Source organism: Kosakonia sp. S57 (assembly GCF_016516575.1).
GTDB classification, from domain to species: Bacteria; Pseudomonadota; Gammaproteobacteria; order Enterobacterales; family Enterobacteriaceae; genus Kosakonia; species Kosakonia cowanii.
Genome location: NZ_JACVUL010000001.1, coordinates 119,402 through 137,641 on the forward strand (window position 1 = coordinate 119,402; position 18,240 = coordinate 137,641).

The window sequence follows — 18,240 nt, forward strand, 5'->3', positions numbered from 1 at the left end:
AACCCGTCTCTCATCCGCTATGCGGCGTGTTGATCGGGGTCTGCCAATGCTGTTGTTTTGATGCCAAAGGGATTGCTTCGCAGGGCAATCAGCCGGCGTAAATGGCCGATGACCTGCTTGCCAGTGATAAATCGTGTGCATTCGTACTGCCGGTCCGTGCCTTTGTGGCGCGGACACCAGAAATAGTCCTGATGATCAAAATTGAGCCGCACGTCATCCCAGCAGCCGTTACAGACATGGGTGTTGATGACGCGCCAGGGGGTATAAAACTCGCTGTTGGGCAGGCTGAAACCGCTGATCAGCACCACCGGGATATGGCAGCCCCAGGCAAGCCAGGAGAGACCGCTGCCGAGGCCGATAAAAAAGTCGGCGTGCTCCAGCAGCGCCACGCGTTCAGCCAGCGGCAAATTGCCGGTGAAATCTTCCGCGCCGTGGGGGATTTTGTTCCAGACGTAACCGCGGCCGACCACGCGCTCTTTGTCGATGCAAAGCACGCGGTAGCCCTGCGCTTGTAGATAATCGATAACCTCATGCCAGCCGGTGCCGTTGTTCCAGAATTTGGCCTGGCTGGTGGACTGGGTGGCGATGCAGACATAGGGCTCAGCGATGCGGCGCGGAGTGTGCTGGCGCAGATCCGGGACAATTTCGCTCGGGTCGACGCCGAGGATATGCCCGGCGGTGCGGTGCAGGCCAACGGCGCGAAAATCAAAGGGCTGTTTGTCGAGATCGCCATTAAAAAAGAGCCCGACGCGCCAGCTGGCATAGGGCGGCGCGCTCACGCCAGGCCCGGCCTGCCAGCTTTCCGGGGTTGAAAAGTTGAGCTGCGGATAGACCGGCGAGAAGAGATCGACAATCGGTTGCGCCAGCGTGCAGTCAACGTGGCACTGGTAGGTTTGCCGAAAGCGTTCGGCGTACGGCACCCAGCCGACCAGATCGCCGAGCGTGCCGCTGGGAAAAGAGATCAGCACCCTTTTGCCGCGCATATCCAGCGCATGATCCAGCACGGGCTCCGCCTGCACTCCGTCCCAGACCCGCAGACGAAACGGCACATAATATTTTTTCGTGCTGATGACCCACCCCTGCCCGACATCGTCAGCAAAGAGGATATTTCCCGTTTCGTCATCGCTTATTTCGACCCGCCAGTTACCGGCTGGCAACAATAAACGGGCACCGTCATTAAAATCATACAGGATACCCATCGGCCCCTGTTGGGTCGGAATTTCCGGCGGTGAAATAAAAGCATATCCATGACCAACAACTGTGGAAGTCGTCATCGCCTAACCTTCATCAAGAGTCAACGCATTAAATAGGGCTGGCGGTAAAATAATTAGCAGGCACCAGCCGACCTCCGGGTGTAATTCTCCGGAACAAATTTTTTTATAAATTTTTGCCTCTCATTAAGAGTCGCTTAAGAGTAGTTACGCCGTGCTTTATTGCAAATTATCTCAAAAAATGAAGATTCATACATATCAACAACTTAGATTTATACCACTTTCGCGCTGCGTTAGAAGAAACTAACTAAAACAAAAAGTTAGCCACGCTTAAATGCAAGCGTTTTAGGATTTTCCTTAATCTAAATTTGGTGCAAAAACGTGATAGTGATTCGGAAATATAAAATATATTTCTGCGATTATGCTGACGAAATGAACGATATATCCGCCTCGCTTAAAGGTCGGCGTGATTAAAAAATTAGCTATCGTGGTAATTAATTAGAGTGCAAGCAGTTTGCTTTGCATTTATTTAATCCCCTGACCTCAGGCGTGAGTCAATTGAGATATATGGAACTTTCTTATTGCTAATTTTTTTCAGCAAAAGAGTGGCTCGATAAATAAGCACTTGCGCAGCTGTACAATAATGTTGCCGCAAGATGCGGTCATTCTGATGCAACTGCTGACGCCGGGTTGTTCAGCAGAAGAAGTGCATACGCTGGTGCAACGGTTGCGCAATTATGTGATAACGGTTGCATAACGAAACGATGCTGGTCATCAATTCGCATTTTGAAACAGCGTTTTTAATTCCTTTCTGTCACTGTGGACGCTATAATGCCGCAATCCTAATTTGAATGGATTCAGCTGATTGAACTGTAAAGCAGATAACTCACATCAATGTTTTCCCAGACTGGCTGAACCTCAGGCACACATTCCTCTGCACGCTTTTTTGATGTCACCTATCCTTATTCTGTGGCATCGCTCTTTTCGCAACACAGGTTTGACTCCGGCGCCGTGCGCATCCCGGAGCGTGAATTCCCATTCCTTCTCAACCCAAACTTAAAGACCAGAAACTGTCATGAAAAAGACCAAAATTGTATGCACCATCGGGCCGAAAACCGAATCCGAAGAGATGTTGACCAAAATGCTGGACGCAGGCATGAACGTCATGCGTCTGAACTTCTCTCACGGTGACTATGCTGAGCACGGCCAGCGCATCCAGAACCTGCGCAACGTGATGAGCAAAACCGGTAAGAAAGCGGCCATCCTGCTGGACACCAAAGGTCCGGAAATCCGCACCATCAAACTGGAAGGCGGTAACGACGTTTCGCTGAAAGCGGGTCAGACTTTCACCTTCACCACCGACAAATCCGTTGTTGGCAATAGCGACACCGTTGCCGTGACCTATGAAGGCTTCACCAACGACCTGAGCGTCGGCGATACCGTGCTGGTCGACGATGGTCTGATCGGTATGGAAGTGACCGCCATCGAAGGGAATAAAGTTGTTTGTAAAGTGCTGAACAACGGCGATCTCGGCGAAAACAAAGGCGTCAACCTGCCGGGCGTCTCTATCGCCCTGCCGGCGCTGGCGGAAAAAGATAAGCAGGATCTGATCTTCGGCTGCGAGCAAGGCGTCGATTTCGTTGCTGCTTCCTTCATCCGTAAGCGTTCTGACGTGGTTGAAATCCGTGAGCACCTGAAAGCGCACGGCGGCGAAAACATCCAGATCATCTCCAAAATTGAAAACCAGGAAGGCCTGAACAACTTCGACGAGATCCTTGAAGCGTCGGACGGCATCATGGTTGCCCGTGGCGACCTGGGCGTTGAGATCCCGGTTGAAGAGGTGATCTTCGCGCAGAAGATGATGATCGAAAAATGTATTCGCGCACGTAAAGTGGTGATCACCGCTACCCAGATGCTCGACTCCATGATCAAAAACCCGCGTCCGACCCGCGCTGAAGCTGGCGACGTGGCGAACGCCATCCTCGACGGCACCGATGCCGTGATGCTCTCTGGCGAATCCGCAAAAGGGAAATACCCACTGGAGTCCGTCTCCATCATGGCAACCATCTGCGAGCGTACTGACCGCGTGATGACCAGCCGTCTGGACTACAACAACGACAGCCGCAAACTGCGTATTACCGAAGCTGTCTGCCGTGGCGCAGTGGAAACCGCTGAGAAGCTGGAAGCGCCGCTGATCGTGGTGGCAACTCAGGGCGGTAAATCTGCGCGCGCTGTGCGTAAATACTTCCCGGATGCGACTATCCTGGCGCTGACCACCAATGAAGTAACTGCGCGTCAGCTGGTGCTGAGCAAAGGCGTTGTTGCCCAACTGGTGAAAGAGATCTCCTCTACGGATGATTTCTACCGTCTGGGTAAAGAAGTGGCGCTGGAAAGCGGTCTGGCAAGCAAAGGCGACGTGGTAGTGATGGTCTCCGGCGCGCTGGTTCCGAGCGGCACCACCAACACTGCATCTGTCCACGTACTGTAATAATTACCGGACTTTTTGACAGATTAAAAAAGCGCCCTTGCGGCGCTTTTTTTTAAATATTTTTGCTTGCGGATGGAATTAAAAATTTCAATCGGATTTTGCTATTTAAATCGCCCTTTATCTAAGATGAATCCGATGAGAATCCGCTGTTTTAATAGGCGTTTTTAGCAAGTTAAATCAAAGTCGGTGCTTCTTTGAGCGAACGATCAAATTTAAGTGCATTCTCATCAAAAAAATATTCTCAACATAAAAAACTTTGTGTAATACTTGTAACGCTACATGGAGATTAACTCAATCTAGAGGGTATTAATAATGAATCGTACTAAACTGGTACTGGGCGCGGTAATCCTGGGTTCTACTCTGCTGGCTGGTTGCTCCAGCAACGCTAAAATCGATCAGCTGTCTTCTGACGTTCAGACTCTGAACGCTAAAGTTGACCAGCTGAGCAACGACGTGAACGCAGTGCGTTCTGACGTTCAGGCTGCTAAAGACGACGCAGCTCGCGCTAACCAGCGTCTGGACAACCAGGCTCACTCTTACCGTAAGTAAGAGTACCTGTAATGAAAATGGCGCACATTGTGCGCCATTTTTTTTGCCTTCCTTCTATCCCTTCTTACCTACTGCATCACCACTTCGCTCTGCCCTTCAACGCTGGCTGTCGGCTTAATGCTGTTCTGTACCGACAATACCGTGGTTGACGCAGAGGTGGCTTTCCCGCCCGCAATCACTACCGGATAACCAGCACGGCGCGAGAGCGCTTTCTCAATCATCGAATGGTCGCCGCCAGACTGCTCAATCAACGCGCCCAGCGCCGGTGAGAAGACGATAGGCTGCGTCTGCGTGTCCTGTTCAACGGTTTGCGCCAGTGGGCGATGCACTTCAATGTAGTGCTTACCATCAGGCTCGACGGCATACTTCACCGGTTCATTGATGATGGCTACCCGCGTACCGGCAGCGACCTGCGCAAACAGCGCTTCAATATCGGGCGCGTTCATGCGGATACAGCCGGAGCTGACGCGTAAGCCGACGCTGTCCTGTGCATTGGTGCCGTGAATCAGATACTCGCCATTACCAATCCCCAGACGCATGGCAAAGCGTCCCAGCGGATTATTTGGCCCGGCGGGCACCACTTTCGGCAACTCTACGCCACGCTCCAGCGAGCGCGCACGGATGCCCGCAGTCGGCGTCCAGGTCGGGTTAGGGATTTTCTGACTGATGCGGGTTACCGACACCGGCGTTTCCAGCCCCTGCTGGCCAATGCCAATCGGGTAGACCTGCACGCTATTTTTACCCGGAGGGTAGAAGTAGAGCCGCAGCTCCGCGAGGTTGACGACAATCCCCTCCCGCGGTGTATCCGGCAGCAGCATTTGTGTTGGGATCGTCACCGTCGTGCCCGGTGCAGGAACTGGCGCGATGGTGTTATTCGCCTCAAGGATCAGCATTGCTGCCGTATCAAAATGGCGGGCGATGGCCTGCAGGTTTTTATCGCTGGCTTGTACGGTGTAGGTCTGGTTCTGGCCAATCAGGCGACCGCCATTCGCAGGCAGGCTATATTCCGCCGCATGGGCCAGGTGAAGTGTGCTTAATGCACCAAAAAGAGAAAGAAAAAGTAAAGACGCGCGTTTCATGCTGTGTTTCCTGTAATCACTGACAGGCTGTCAGAAAGCTGAAGAATCAGCGAGGCGGCAAACGCCCCGCGTAAACAGGATAGAAGGGTCTTTTGAGTTTAGCTAAGATTGGCAGCTTTGGTACGGATGGCGCGGATCATTGCTTCCAGCCCCTGCGAGCGGGAGGGGGTTAAGTGCTGCGTCAGGGCAAGTTTTTCAAACCACGGGCGTACATCGAAGGCCACGATGTCCTGCGGGGTCATCTGCTGATAGAGGGCGAAGACAATGGCGATAAGCCCTTTGACGATGGCGGCATCGCTGTCGCCGGTCAGCTCAATCACGCCCTCATCATTGCGCTGCATGACAATCCACACCTGGCTCTGACAGCCCTGAATAAGATTGTCTGCGTTATGCGCTTCAGCACTCAGCGCAGGTAAGCGCTGGCCCAGTTCAATAATGTAGAGGTACTTCTCTTCCCAGTTGGCGCAACGGTTAAAGTTGCGCACCAGCTTCTCTTTATCGGGTAGTGCGGCCATGTGTGCTCCCTGTTAGCCCAGTAACTGATGAATACGTTTCAGGCCGGTAACCAGACGATCCACCTCTTCATGCGTGTTGTACATCGCAAACGACGCACGACACATTGCCGGGACATTATAGAAGGCCATCAGCGGCATCGCACAGTGGTGACCCGTACGCACCGCAATACCGTAATTATCCAGGAAGCTGCCCACGTCATAGGCGTGATGTTTGCCAAGATTAAAGGCAATCACCCCTTTTCTGTCGGCCGGGCCGTAAAGCGTCAAATCCGGCACCTCGCGCAGCGCATCGAGAGCGTAGCGCATCAGCGTCTGCTCATACTCGCCAATCGCTTCCAGACCGAGGCGCGTGACGTACTCCATCGCCGCGCCAAAGCCCATAATGCTGCCGGTGTTCGGCGTGCCCGCTTCAAAACGCCACGGCGCTTTCGCATAGGTCGTGCCTTCAGTGAGGCTGACAGTGGCGATCATCGCCCCGCCCCCTTCCCACGGCGGCATCGCCTGCAAAATATCCTCTTTAGCGTAGAGCACGCCAATCCCGGTCGGCCCATAGAGTTTATGGGCGGAGAAGACGTAGAAGTCGCAATCGAGCGCCTGCACATCAATCGCGTGATGCATTACCGCCTGCGCACCGTCCACCAGCACCTTCGCGCCGCGCTGATGCGCCAGCGCGATGATCTCAGCAACAGGGTTCTCGGTACCGAGCACGTTAGAGATATGGGTAATCGCCAGCAGTTTGGTCCGCGCATCCAGCAGGCCGGGCAACACTTCAAGCTGCAACGTGCCATCCTGATTCAGCGGGATGACGCGTAGCTCGGCACCTACCCGCTCACAGAGCATCTGCCACGGCACGATGTTGGCATGGTGCTCCATGGCGCTAATGATGATGTTATCGCCCGCATTTACCTGGCTGTTGCCCCAGCTATTGGCAACGAGGTTGATCCCTTCGGTGGTGCCGCGCACAAACACGATCTCTTCCGGCAGACGCGCGTTCAGGAAGCTTGCCGCCTGCACCCGCACATTTTCCATCCGCTGCGTTGCTTCCGCGCTGAGCGTATGGATGCCGCGATGCACTGCGGCATAGCCGTGGCGGAAAAACTCCGCTTCGGCATCGATTACCGCATTCGGTTTTTGCGCGCTGGCGGCGCTGTCGAGATATGCCAGCGGGAGTCCGTTTACTTCACGTTGCAGTACCGGAAAATCGGCACGTACCTCGTTCACGGGAAAACTCATGCTTCGCCCCCTGCAAGACGCTGGCTGATACGCGCCAGAATCTGCTGTTTTAGCGCCTCGTCGCTGATGGCTTCGGTCAGCTCAGCGGCAAAGGCATGGATGATCATCTGCTGCGCTGCGTTCTCATCAATGCCGCGCGAGCGCAGGTAAAACATCTGCTCATCGTCGATACGTCCAATGGTCGCCCCGTGGCTACATTTCACGTCATCGGCATAAATTTCCAGCTGCGGTTTGGTATCCACTTCCGAAAGACGACCGAGCAGCAGGTTGTTGTTGGTCATTTGACCGTCGGTCTTAATGGCGTGCTGCGCCACCTTGATCAGACCGTTAAATACCGCCCGCCCCTTGCCGCTGACAATGGTTTTATGCAGCTGGCGGCTGTTGCAGTAGCCCTTATTGTGCTCAAGCCAGGTGCGGGTGTCGCACACTTCGCTCTTCACCGGCATCGCCAGGCTGTTGATATTGAGCTGCGTGTTTTCACCATTCAGCTGGGTACTGGTGTTATGTCGCAGCACCGCGCCGCCAAGCAGGAAGCTGTGGCTGTCGGCTGCGCCATCGTCGCCGAGCACAATATCGTTATGGGCAAAGTGGTAGCTGAGCGGGTTCTCGAAAGCCAGCTTGACGTGATGCAGACGCGCATTCGCGCCGACCTGCATGGTAAAGCGCGAGCCGGTAAAATGGCGCGCGCCATTCAGGCTGACATAGTGTTCGTAGATCGTCGCTTCCGCGCCCTGCGCCAGTTCGATATGGTGGCGATAGTGCGCCGTGTTCATCTCCTCCCCGGTCACCCCTTGGGTAACGTGCATCAGCAGCAGCGGCTTTTCAGGGCGCTGATTACGCGCGACGTCAATGCGGGTGACGCTCTGCGCCAGGCTTTCGGTGAGGTGTAAAAAGACCTCCGGCTGCACCGGCGCAGGCAGGTTTTCGGCGGCTTCGCTTACCGTTACCGCAAACCCGGAGCCGGTGGTGTCGTCGCTTAATTCAGCGCTAAACAAGCCGTCGACAAAGACCAGACGCAGCGCGTCAACCGGCAGCGCCAGCGCATCACGCTGCGCGGCGTCGAGGGTGGCACTGCTGGCGACAAACTGGCTGTTTAACAGACCATCCAGCGGCGTATATTTCCAGTTCTCATGCTTACGCGTCGGCAGGCCGAGACGCAGCATCTGCTGCAGGTGCTGCTCAGCCGTGGCGGAGTGCGCACCCCTCTTTGTTTCAAACAGATGGTGCCACTGTTGCAGCGCGTTACTGCTGTTCGGTAAGCCAGCCATAGCCCTGCTCCTCCAGTTGCTTAACCAGCGTGAAATCGCCTGATTTCACGATGCGCCCCTGATACAGCACATGCACAAAGTCCGGTTTGATGTAGTCGAGAATGCGCTGGTAGTGGGTGACGATAATAAAGGCGCGTTTCTCATCGCGCAGCGCATTGACCCCTTCAGCAACGATCTTCAGGGCATCGATATCGAGCCCCGAGTCGGTCTCATCAAGGATGCAGAGCTCCGGCTCCAGCACTGCCATTTGCAGGATGTCGTTACGCTTCTTCTCGCCGCCGGAAAAGCCGACGTTAACCGAACGGGTCAGCAGATCTTCCGGCATCTTCAGCAGCTTAATTTTCTCTTCCATCAAATCCTGAAAATCGAAGCGGTCCAGCGCCTCTTCGCCGCGATATTTACGCACCGCGTTGAGCGCCGTTTGCAGGAAGAACTGGTTGCTGACGCCCGGGATTTCCACCGGATACTGGAAGGCCATAAAGACGCCTTCGCCCGCACGATCTTCCGGTGACAGCTCCAGCAGATCTTTGCCTTTGAACTCCACGCTGCCGCCGGTTACTTCATAATCTTCACGCCCGGCAAGGGTGGCGGAGAGCGTACTTTTCCCGGAGCCGTTCGGGCCCATAATGGCGTGCACTTCGCCCGGACGCACCTCAAGGTTCAGGCCGCGCAGAATCGATTTATCTTCAACACCAACCTGCAAATCTTTGATACTTAACATTTATTATCCTTTAATTCTTAACCGACGCTGTGTTCAAGGCTGATAGCCAGCAGTTTTTGCGCTTCGACGGCAAATTCCAGCGGCAGCTCGGAGAAGACATCTTTACAGAAGCCGTTAACAATCATTGAGATGGCATCATCTTCGCTGATGCCGCGCTGCAGACAGTAAAAGAGCTGGTCTTCACCGATACGCGAAGTGGTCGCTTCATGCTCCAGCTGCGCGCTGTTGTTGCGGCACTCGACATAGGGGAAGGTGTGCGCGCCACAATCAGGGCCAATCAGCATTGAGTCACACTGGGTGAAGTTTCGCGCGTTGGTTGCCGTCGGCATGATTTTCACCAGCCCGCGGTAGCTGTTCTGGCTCTTTCCGGCCGAGATCCCTTTCGAAATAATCGTCGATTTGGTGTTCTTACCGATGTGGATCATCTTGGTGCCGGTATCCGCCTGCTGATGCCCGCTGGTGAGCGCCACCGAGAAGAATTCGCCAATCGAGTTGTCGCCGCGCAGGATACAGCTCGGGTACTTCCAGGTGATCGCAGAGCCGGTTTCTGACTGGGTCCACGACATTTTGCTGTTCTCCCCTTCACACAGCGCACGCTTGGTGACGAAGTTGAGAATGCCGCCGGTGTTGTTATCGCCCGGGAACCAGTTTTGCACCGTGGAGTATTTCACTTCCGCATCTTTGTGGATGATCACTTCCACCACCGCCGCATGCAGCTGGTAGCTGTCGCGCACTGGCGCAGAGCAGCCCTCGATATAGCTGACGTAGCTCCCTTCATCCGCCACCAGAATGGTGCGCTCGAACTGGCCGGTCTTCTCCGCGTTAATGCGGAAATAGGTCGACAGCTCCATCGGGCAGCGCACCCCTTTCGGGATGTAGATAAAAGTGCCGTCAGAGGCGACGGCCGCATTCAGCGCGGCGAAGAAGTTATCGTTGGAAGGCACCACGGTACCGAGGTACTTCTGCACCAGCTCCGGATGATCGTGGATCGCCTCACCAAAGGAGCAGAAGATAATCCCCTGTTCAGAGAGCTTTTCACGATAGGTGGTGGCAACCGACACCGAGTCAAAAATGGCGTCTACCGCCACCTCTTTGCCTTCACGCACCGGCACGCCGAGCTGGTTAAAGGCCTCTTCGACCTCTTCCGTCAGCCAGGTATTGGCGTTGGTTTGCTGCACCGCGCCGGGCTGCGAGGCGCAGGCGTCATCGCAGTTGCCGCAGGAGGGCGCAGAGTAGTAGCTGTAATCCTGGTAGTTAAGCTTGTCGTAATGGGCTTTTAACCAGTGCGGCTCTTCCATCTCCAGCCAGGCGTGAAAAGCGTTCAGGCGAAACTCCAGCATCCACTCAGGCTCGTTACGTTTCGCCGAAATGGCGCGTACGACCTCTTCGTTGATGCCTTTCGCCAGCTCATCCGTACTCAGCCGGGTGAAAAAGCCCTCTTTATAATTGATATTGCCGGTCCAGGTTTTGACATCGTCAGTTGCTTCAGTATTACGAGACATAGTACCGCCTATACCCCAAAGCTTTCGCCGCAGCCGCACTCGTGCTGCGCTTTCGGGTTATTGAATTTGAAGATCTGGTTCAAGCCTTCGCGCACGTAGTCCACTTCGGTGCCATCGATAAACGGCATGGCCTGTAAAGGGACATAGAGGCGAGCGCCATCAGATTCGTACAGCAGGTCGTCGTCGTTCGGCTCGCTTACGGTGTCGAGCACATAACCGAAGCCTGCGCAGCCGGTCTGCTTAATGCCAAGCCGCACGCCAAGAAGGCCGGGCTGTTTTTCGGTTAGTGCACGGATATGCTCCGCGGCGGCCGGCGTCAGGGTAAGCCCGCGCCATGCAAAATCTTCGGGGTTAAATGATTCCATCGTGTTACCTCACTTCATCTGAGCTGAAGGGCATAACGCTATGTTAGTGATAATAATTCTCACTTCAACCTTCTTACCGCAGGGTTATTCCCCCACGGGCCCTTTTTACAGCGTATCTGTTAAGCATAGACCCTGTTGAAAGGGTGTAGAGGGCGGTAAAAAAATGATTAATAAATTGATAAATAATGGCTTTAGCAAGCGTAACGCGTTAAATCGGTAAAAGCGCAAAAAATGTATAGGAAATGCCTATTTTTATTATAGGAAGGGCTTAAAGATGACCGCCCGCTGAAGAATAGGAATTTGCAGGCTCCCGAGGCGATCGATCTTTTATATGATGAACGCACTTTTACCGCGCTCACGCCAACGAGCGCCCCTATAAGGAAAAGAGTGATGCAGACACCATCTACCCTGTCATATATCGATAGCGGCAGCGGCTTACCCCTCCTGCTTGGTCACAGCTACCTGTTTGATAAAACCATGTGGTCACCGCAGATGACCGCGCTCGCGAAGCAGTTTCGCGTCATCGTGCCTGACCTGTGGGGACATGGTGAATCCCCCGCGCTGCCAGCAGGGAAAAGCTCCATGGCCGATCTCGCCGCCGATCATCTGCAGATTATGGATGCCCTTGGCATTGAGGAGTTTGCCATCGTCGGGCTGTCGGTAGGGGGAATGTGGGGCGCAGAACTCGCCGCAATGGCTCCGGAGCGGGTTAAAGCGCTGGTGCTGATCGACACCTTTGTTGGCAGTGAAACGGATGAGGCGCGTGAAAAGTATTTCGCCATGCTTAACGCCATTGACGCTGCTGGCACCCTTCCCCCGCCGCTGCTGGAGTATGTGGTTTCGCAGTTCTACTCGCACAATGCCGATCCATCTGATGTGCAGGCGCTCAAGGCCCGGCTTGGCGCACTCAGCGCAGAGCAACTGCGCGAGAGCATTGTTCCGCTTGGCAAGCTCATTTTCGGGCGTCCCGATCGTATGGCGATGCTGGAGAAAATCAGTTGCCCGGTGCAGGTTGCCACCGGAGAGCTGGATTTACCGCGCCCGCCGCTGGAGGGCCAATTGATGGCGGAAAAAGTGGGCTGTGAATTTAGCCTCATCCCCAGTGCTGCCCATATTAGCAACAGAGAAAACCCGGAATTTGTTACCCGGCTGATTATTGATTTCCTCACCCGTTACGCTTAATTGGCATTTTTATCTTCAGGGTGCGTCTTTTTCCTTCCGGCGCGCCCGCGCTATTTTCATCATGGCCGATGATTTATTGGCAGCGCGGAGTTGGTGTTTAAACAATTAATGCTTTTATTGCGGCATAAAAAACAAAACCCGGCAATCGCAGGCCCGTTTCACGGCGGTTTCCTCAGACAGTATAGAAATAAATTTTTGATGTTTTATCAGCGATAACAAGAAGATAACAAAAACCCAAAACAAACCAACAGATAATAATATGCCGTTAATACAAATATTACGCCGATAACGCTAACCAATTATATAGATTTAAGCGATCGGTTTTGTAATAGCAATAGATAGAGGCTATCAAACAGCAACAGATCGATCACTTAAAACAATTTTCAAATGTGATGATTGCGTAGGTAAAATTGCACTCTTGTATATTGGAAAAGTCCTGTTCTTTTGAGTAGGGAGCTTAATCAGGGAAATGAAATCAATAATAGTCGATATTGCTGATAAGAAACTTCTCGTGACGGCAGAATTTCTGCCGGTGACCGATCTGTCGGGGAAAAATATTCTTTGTTACCAGACGAGCGCGCGTTTTTTTGAATACAGCGATCGCCCTGCACTCCCCCGTCCGGTAGAGATAACATGCGGGCAGCCGCCGAGCGTGGCCGATTTTATTTTTACAACACTGTGCCAGCTGGCGAAAAAGAAAGAGACGCTCTGTTTCTCCTTTACGTTACCGCCGCAGCGGCTGAACGATAGCGATTATCTCGCCACGCTTCATCATCTCTGCACCCGCCATGATGTCGCAGCGGATCGTATCGAGATTGTTCTTGATAAGCGCATCGCGCACGCGGAGCTGCAACAGAGCCTGCCCTTTTTGCGCGAGATTAAAGCGTACGGTTTTATGCTGGGGCTGCACAATCGCGCAGAGCACCTTCTGCAGAGTGGCGACAGCGAGTGGCAAAGCCTCTTTCCTGCCGTTAAAGGCTATGCGTTACCCCACGCTCTGACCCTTTCACAGCTGCAGTTATGGGAAAATCTCAGCAGTTAACGCCCTGTGCTCGCCTTTACGGTGACGGCGTTTCCTTCCCCTGGCTACAGAGGATCGCTTTGTCATCGGTGTGGTTTTTATCTGAATAGAAAAAGGCTTTTTTACCGCTTCCCAGCTGCGTGATGATATGGATCGCAACCCAGTTTGTATCTGCGTTCTGATCCTCTTTATCACTGTAAAAGAGCGAACGCCCGGTGTACTGATCGCCAATCTCATACGGCTTCTCTTGCGGATCGCTGAAGTGCCGCCCGTTTACCGTCAGCCCGTTGGGCTCCACCTCAACGCTGTACTCATCGCAGAGCAGCGTGATACCGGCTGACCACGAGCAGGCAGAGAAAAGGGCAAAGCAGCCCGCGGCAATAATCCTGACCATAACCACTCCCTTTAATTAAACGGCAAAACGCCCCTGAAACGGGGCGTTAAGAAAGATTAGCTGTAGAGCGAAGGTTCGCCGATCGGGCGCGTTTTGAAACGCCGGTGGATCCATAAATACTGTTCCGGCGCGCGCAGGATTTCACGCTCAATCACCCGGTTCATATAGCTGGCTGCGGCAAATTCGTTATGGGCCGGATAATCATCCAGCGCCTGGCCGATGTGCAGCGAGTAGCCGGAGCTGTCCTCTTTACGCACCATTGTTACGGTCAACATCTTCGCGCCGGAGAGGCGGGAAAGCACGAAAGTACCGTTGGTGGTCGCCGCATCTTTGACCGAGAAGAATGGCGCGAAGCTGCTGCCCTTACGGCCATAATCCTGATCCGGTGCAAACCAGACGGCTTCGCCCTGCTTCAGCGCCTGTACCAGCCCTTTCAGGTTGCGGCGATCGATCATCGATTTATTGGAACGCATACGTCCACGGGTTTGCACCCACTCCATCACCGGGCTGTTATGCGGCCGATAGGTCGCCATCATCGGCTGGCAGAGCCCCATCACGCGGCCACCAAGCTCCAGCGACATAAAGTGCACGCCTACCACCATAACCCCCTGGCGGCTTGCCTGCGCGGCCTGCAAGTGCTGATAACCGTCGACGTCAAACCAGCGACGCACGCGTTTATCGGACCAGAACCAGGCCATGCCGGTCTCAATCAGACCCATGCCCAGCGAGACAAAGTTTTTGGCGATAAGCGTTTCGCGTATCTCGTCGCTCATATCAGGAAAACAGAGTTCGAGATTACGTTTTGCGATCTTCTCGCGGCGTTTGAGGAAGCGGCGTGATTGTCGCCCCAGACCGGCGCCAAGACGCGAAAGAAAAGGATAAGGGAGTTGCACCAGCAACCAGAGAAAACCCAGACCAGCCCAGGTGAGCCAGTAACGCGGGTGGAGAAAAGCTAATTTAAATGCCGTCATTCATCAATCCTTCAAGCCTGTATCCAGTAGCGCTTAAAGAGACAATGAAGAACTTCATCAAGTCATTACGCGTTACAGCCCAATCGCTTGCATCAGAGCGCAAGCGTTACATCCCGTAGCGCGTAATATAGCACGGAGTGCTAATGGGTTATCTTAAGAATAGTGAATAAAACGTGAAGATTTTCGGCGGTAACCCGCCGAAATCGCTTCAGACAACGGCGGTGGTCAGGCGTGAAGAGCAGCAGAGGCGCGCCTGCTCATCGAAGATATCGATCTGCCACACCTGATGGCGGCTGCCGGTGTGCAGGGCGCTACAGACGCCGCGCACCCGCCCGCTGCGCACCGGGCGCAGGTGGTTGGCATTGACCTCCACACCGACCACCTTTTGCTCCCCTTCCGTGCAGAGATAGCCCGCCACCGAGCCGAGGGTTTCAGCCAGCACCACCGAGGCGCCGCCGTGCAGCAGGCCAAAGGGCTGATGCGTACGCGCATCGACAGGCATCGAGGCTTCCAGCGTATCGTCGCTGATGCGCTCAAAACGGATATCCAGCAGGCCAACCATATTGCCGTCGCCCATGGCGTTGAGCGCTTCCAGCGTAACCGCGCGTTTCCAGATCATCACACCATCTCCAGCAGGGCCTGTAACGGATGGCGCACACCGTTTCCTTCAATGCGCTTCACCTGGCTGCGGCACGAATAGCCCGTCGCCAGACAGCGGTTGCGCGGAAGACGCTGCATCGCCTGATGCCACGACAACTCATAGATACCGAGTGAATTGGCGTGGTTCTTCACTTCATGACCATAAGTACCGGCCATGCCGCAGCAGCCGACGCTGACATTTTCCAGCTGTGCGCCGAAACGCGCGAAGATAGCCGCCCACTGCGCAGGCGCACCGGGCAAGGCGGTCACTTCGGTACAGTGGCCGAAAAGATACCACGGCTCGCCGCTCACGGCGCGTGGTTCAACCTTTTCCAGCACGGCGGGTAGCCACTCATGCACCAGTTGCACATGGAAATCGCCGCGTTTATCCGCCAGCGCCAGCTTGTACTCATCGCGATAACAGAGCACCAGCGCCGGATCGACGCCAACCATCGGCATCCCCAGCTCCGCAACGCGGTTGAGGAAATCCGCGGTCTTCTGCGCTGTCTTCGCAAAGCGATTCAGAAAGCCCTTGATGTGCTGCGCTTTGCCGTTCGGTGAAAAGGGCAGCACTACCGGGCGGTAACCTAACCGCTCGACCAGGCGGACAAAATCCGCCACCACCTGCGCGTCGTAGTAACTGGTGAAGGGATCCTGCACCACCAGCACCGTTTTCGCGCGCTGCTCGGCGCTCAGGGCTTCGAGCTGCTCCAGCGTCATATTGGCCGAGTGATGGCCGACCATCTGCCGCTGCAACGACGGTACTGAGAGTAACGGCAGATCGACCATGCCGATATGTTTCGCCGACAGGTTTCGCACCCACGGCTGGCTCATAAAGAAGTTGAAAGTCTTCGGCGCTCGCGCCATCAGCGGTGCATAGTTTTCGACCGTCGCCACCAGATGATCGCGCAGCGGGCGCAGATAGCGACCGTGATAGATTTGCAGAAAACGGGAGCGGAACTCCGGAACATCAATCTTGATTGGGCACTGGGTCGAACAGGCTTTGCAGGCCAGGCAGCCGGACATCGCCTCTTTCACCTCATGGGAGAAATCATACTCGCCGCGGCGCGCATGCCAGCTGTTGCGGGTGCGCTCAATAAGGGTGCGCAGCGAGGTGCGTTTTTCCGGCAGCTCTCTCTCAAGCTTCAGCGGATCGATACCGCGGTCAGCCAGCAGGCGCAGCCATTCGCGCACCAGCGTAGCGCGCCCCTTCGGTGAGTGAATGCGGTTGCCAGTGATCTTCATCGACGGGCACATCGGGCTTTTGACATCAAAGTTAAAGCACAGCCCGTTACCGTTACACTCCATCGCCCCACGCCAGGCCGTGCGCGAAGTGGTCGGGATCTGCCGATCAAACGTCCCGCGCTTAACCGCATCGACCTGCTTCATCGGCGCATCAAGCCCCTCCGGCGGGCAGATTTTCCCCGGATTCAGGCGGTTCTCAGGATCAAACGCCGCTTTGATTTTCCTGAGCTCACCATACAGCGCCTCGCCGAAGAAGGCCGGGCTGTACTCGGCGCGGAAACCTTTACCGTGCTCGCCCCACAATAACCCGCCATATTTCGCCGTCAGTGCCACCACCTCATCAGAGATAGTTTTCATCAGCACTTCCTGCTGCGGATCGCACATATCCAGCGCCGGGCGCACGTGCAGCACACCGGCATCGACATGACCAAACATGCCGTAACTCAGCCCGTGCCCGTCGAGCAGCGCACGAAACTCAACAATGTAATCGGCCAGGTGCTCCGGCGGCACGCAGGTATCTTCCGCAAACGGAATTGGCTTGGCCGCGCCTTTAGCATTCCCCAGCAGGCCAACCGCTTTTTTGCGCATCGCATAGATACGTTCAATCGCCGCCAGCTCATCGCAGCGCTGCCAGCCAATCACGCCGCCTTCGCCACGCGCCATCAGCTCATCCAGCCGCTGACAGAGCGAGGCCACCTGTGCATCGATCAACGCTTCATCATCCCCGGCAAACTCGACGATATTGAGGCCAAGCAGGGTTTTGTCCGGCACATCAGTAATCAGCTCTTTAACCGAATGCCAGACGATATCTTCCCGCGCCAGGTTGAGCACTTTCGAGTCGACGGTCTCCACCGACAGCGCGCGTGCCTCGACCATAAAGGGGGCGTTACGCAGTGCGGAGTCGAAGGAGTCATATTTGATGTTCACCAGCCGGCGCACTTTCGGCAGGCGGGTAATATCAAGCCGCGCTTCGGTAATAAAGGCCAGCGTGCCTTCCGAGCCGGTCAGCACGCGCGTCAGGTCAAACTCGGTCATCTCGTCATTAAAGACGTGGCGCAAGTCGTACCCGGTGAGAAAGCGGTTGAGTTTCGGAAAATTATCGACAATCAGCTGGCGGTTATCGCGACAACGCTCGAGCACGGTTTTATAGATGCGCCCGATAGCGGTGCTGGCCTTGCCGAGGGTTTCGGCCAGCGCAACCGGCATCGCCTGGGTATCAAGGATATCGCCGCCCAGCAGCACCGCGCGCAGCCCGAGTACGTGATCGGAGGTTTTACCGTAGACCAGTGAACCCTGGCCGGAGGCATCGGTATTGATCATGCCGCCAAGGGTCGCGCGGTTGCTGGTAGAGAGCTCCGGCGCGAAGAAGAAACCGTACGGTTTAAGAAACTGGTTAAGCTGATCTTTGATGACGCCCGCTTCAACACGCACCCACCCCTCTTCGGGGTTAATCTCAATAATGCGGTTCATATAGCGGGACATATCAACAATGATGCCCTGATTCAACGCCTGGCCGTTGGTGCCGGTACCGCCGCCGCGCGGGGTAAAGACCAGCGCCTTAAAACGCGCTTCGGCGGCGAGACGCGTGATCAGGGCAACGTCTGACGTTGAACGGGGGAAGAGAACGGCGTCGGGTAGTAGCTGGTAAATACTGTTGTCTGTCGCCATGCTTAGCCGGTCGGCGTAACTGGTGGCGGTATCACCTGTAAAACCTTGCTGCTCCAGTGCTTGCAAAAAATTGAGCACCAGTTGAACGACGCCTGGTGCCTGGGAAATCTGTGGGATCATTATGCTTGACCCTGCCTGACAGTTAATGTTGTTAAAAGTTAATCGTTTGCTTTAAGCCCTCATCGTTGT

General features: G+C 54.9%; 16 protein-coding genes. 4 read left to right on the top strand and 12 right to left on the bottom strand.

Annotated elements, in window-relative coordinates:
• Nucleotides 1-17: 17 nt before the first annotated feature.
• Nucleotides 18-1,274 (bottom strand): autotransporter strand-loop-strand O-heptosyltransferase, encoded by a 1,257-nt coding sequence (locus tag IAE48_RS00610; protein ID WP_200133123.1) that lies wholly within the window; start codon nucleotides 1,272-1,274, stop codon nucleotides 18-20.
• 1,012 nt (nucleotides 1,275-2,286) lie between these two features.
• Here IAE48_RS00610 and pykF point away from each other — a divergent pair.
• Both pykF and IAE48_RS00620 read left to right on the top strand, forming a co-directional pair.
• Nucleotides 2,287-3,699, top strand: coding sequence for a pyruvate kinase PykF (gene pykF, locus IAE48_RS00615; protein WP_054802861.1), 1,413 nt, complete (start codon nucleotides 2,287-2,289; stop codon nucleotides 3,697-3,699).
• A 312-nt stretch (nucleotides 3,700-4,011) separates the two neighbouring features.
• Nucleotides 4,012-4,248, top strand: a complete 237-nt coding sequence (locus IAE48_RS00620) for a major outer membrane lipoprotein (RefSeq protein WP_006118977.1) — start codon at nucleotides 4,012-4,014, stop codon at nucleotides 4,246-4,248.
• Nucleotides 4,249-4,316: 68 nt separating this feature from the next.
• Here IAE48_RS00620 and IAE48_RS00625 read toward each other — a convergent pair whose 3' ends face one another.
• The 7 genes from IAE48_RS00625 to sufA all read right to left on the bottom strand — a co-directional run bounded on the left by IAE48_RS00625 (nucleotide 4,317) and on the right by sufA (nucleotide 10,931).
• Nucleotides 4,317-5,327 carry a L,D-transpeptidase family protein gene (locus IAE48_RS00625; RefSeq protein ID WP_200133124.1) on the bottom strand — a complete coding sequence of 337 codons (1,011 nt, stop codon included), beginning with the start codon at nucleotides 5,325-5,327 and terminating at the stop codon, nucleotides 4,317-4,319.
• Nucleotides 5,328-5,425: 98 nt separating this feature from the next.
• Nucleotides 5,426-5,842 (bottom strand): cysteine desulfuration protein SufE, encoded by a 417-nt coding sequence (gene sufE / locus IAE48_RS00630; RefSeq protein WP_042712086.1) that lies wholly within the window; start codon nucleotides 5,840-5,842, stop codon nucleotides 5,426-5,428.
• Nucleotides 5,843-5,854: 12 nt separating this feature from the next.
• Entirely contained in the window at nucleotides 5,855-7,075 is a 1,221-nt protein-coding gene (sufS, locus tag IAE48_RS00635) for a cysteine desulfurase SufS (protein ID WP_200133125.1), read from the bottom strand.
• A complete protein-coding gene (gene sufD / locus IAE48_RS00640) occupies nucleotides 7,072-8,343 on the bottom strand; it encodes a Fe-S cluster assembly protein SufD (protein ID WP_200133126.1) in 1,272 nt (423 codons plus the stop codon). Before sufD ends, sufS begins: the two co-directional genes overlap by 4 nt.
• Nucleotides 8,318-9,064 carry a Fe-S cluster assembly ATPase SufC gene (sufC, locus tag IAE48_RS00645; RefSeq protein WP_094420024.1) on the bottom strand — a complete coding sequence of 249 codons (747 nt, stop codon included), beginning with the start codon at nucleotides 9,062-9,064 and terminating at the stop codon, nucleotides 8,318-8,320. The genes sufD and sufC overlap by 26 nt, the downstream gene beginning before the upstream one ends.
• A gap of 17 nt (nucleotides 9,065-9,081) precedes the next feature.
• On the bottom strand, nucleotides 9,082-10,566 hold the full coding sequence (gene sufB, locus IAE48_RS00650) for a Fe-S cluster assembly protein SufB (RefSeq protein ID WP_076769762.1): 1,485 nt from the start codon (nucleotides 10,564-10,566) through the stop codon (nucleotides 9,082-9,084).
• A gap of 8 nt (nucleotides 10,567-10,574) precedes the next feature.
• Entirely contained in the window at nucleotides 10,575-10,931 is a 357-nt protein-coding gene (sufA, locus tag IAE48_RS00655; protein ID WP_200133127.1) for a Fe-S cluster assembly scaffold SufA, read from the bottom strand.
• A gap of 390 nt (nucleotides 10,932-11,321) precedes the next feature.
• Here sufA and IAE48_RS00660 point away from each other — a divergent pair, with 390 nt between their 5' ends.
• Complete coding sequence (locus IAE48_RS00660; RefSeq protein WP_200133128.1) at nucleotides 11,322-12,113, top strand: alpha/beta fold hydrolase; 792 nt, start codon at nucleotides 11,322-11,324, stop codon at nucleotides 12,111-12,113.
• Between the two features lie 469 nt (nucleotides 12,114-12,582).
• On the top strand, nucleotides 12,583-13,155 hold the full coding sequence (locus IAE48_RS00665; RefSeq protein WP_200133129.1) for a hypothetical protein: 573 nt from the start codon (nucleotides 12,583-12,585) through the stop codon (nucleotides 13,153-13,155).
• Nucleotides 13,156-13,171: 16 nt separating this feature from the next.
• On the opposite strand, the gene IAE48_RS00670 is transcribed toward IAE48_RS00665, so the two are convergent.
• The 4 genes from IAE48_RS00670 to IAE48_RS00685 all read right to left on the bottom strand — a co-directional run bounded on the left by IAE48_RS00670 (nucleotide 13,172) and on the right by IAE48_RS00685 (nucleotide 18,171).
• On the bottom strand, nucleotides 13,172-13,528 hold the full coding sequence (locus IAE48_RS00670; protein WP_233631353.1) for a hypothetical protein: 357 nt from the start codon (nucleotides 13,526-13,528) through the stop codon (nucleotides 13,172-13,174).
• A 56-nt stretch (nucleotides 13,529-13,584) separates the two neighbouring features.
• Nucleotides 13,585-14,499 (bottom strand): kdo(2)-lipid IV(A) palmitoleoyltransferase, encoded by a 915-nt coding sequence (gene lpxP, locus IAE48_RS00675; RefSeq protein ID WP_023481826.1) that lies wholly within the window; start codon nucleotides 14,497-14,499, stop codon nucleotides 13,585-13,587.
• 208 nt (nucleotides 14,500-14,707) lie between these two features.
• Nucleotides 14,708-15,118: a 1,4-dihydroxy-2-naphthoyl-CoA hydrolase gene (gene menI, locus IAE48_RS00680; RefSeq protein WP_094420028.1), complete on the bottom strand. Its 411-nt coding sequence runs from the start codon at nucleotides 15,116-15,118 to the stop codon at nucleotides 14,708-14,710.
• Nucleotides 15,118-18,171 carry an FAD-binding and (Fe-S)-binding domain-containing protein gene (locus IAE48_RS00685; RefSeq protein ID WP_200133130.1) on the bottom strand — a complete coding sequence of 1,018 codons (3,054 nt, stop codon included), beginning with the start codon at nucleotides 18,169-18,171 and terminating at the stop codon, nucleotides 15,118-15,120. The genes menI and IAE48_RS00685 overlap by 1 nt, the downstream gene beginning before the upstream one ends.
• Nucleotides 18,172-18,240: the final 69 nt, after the last annotated feature.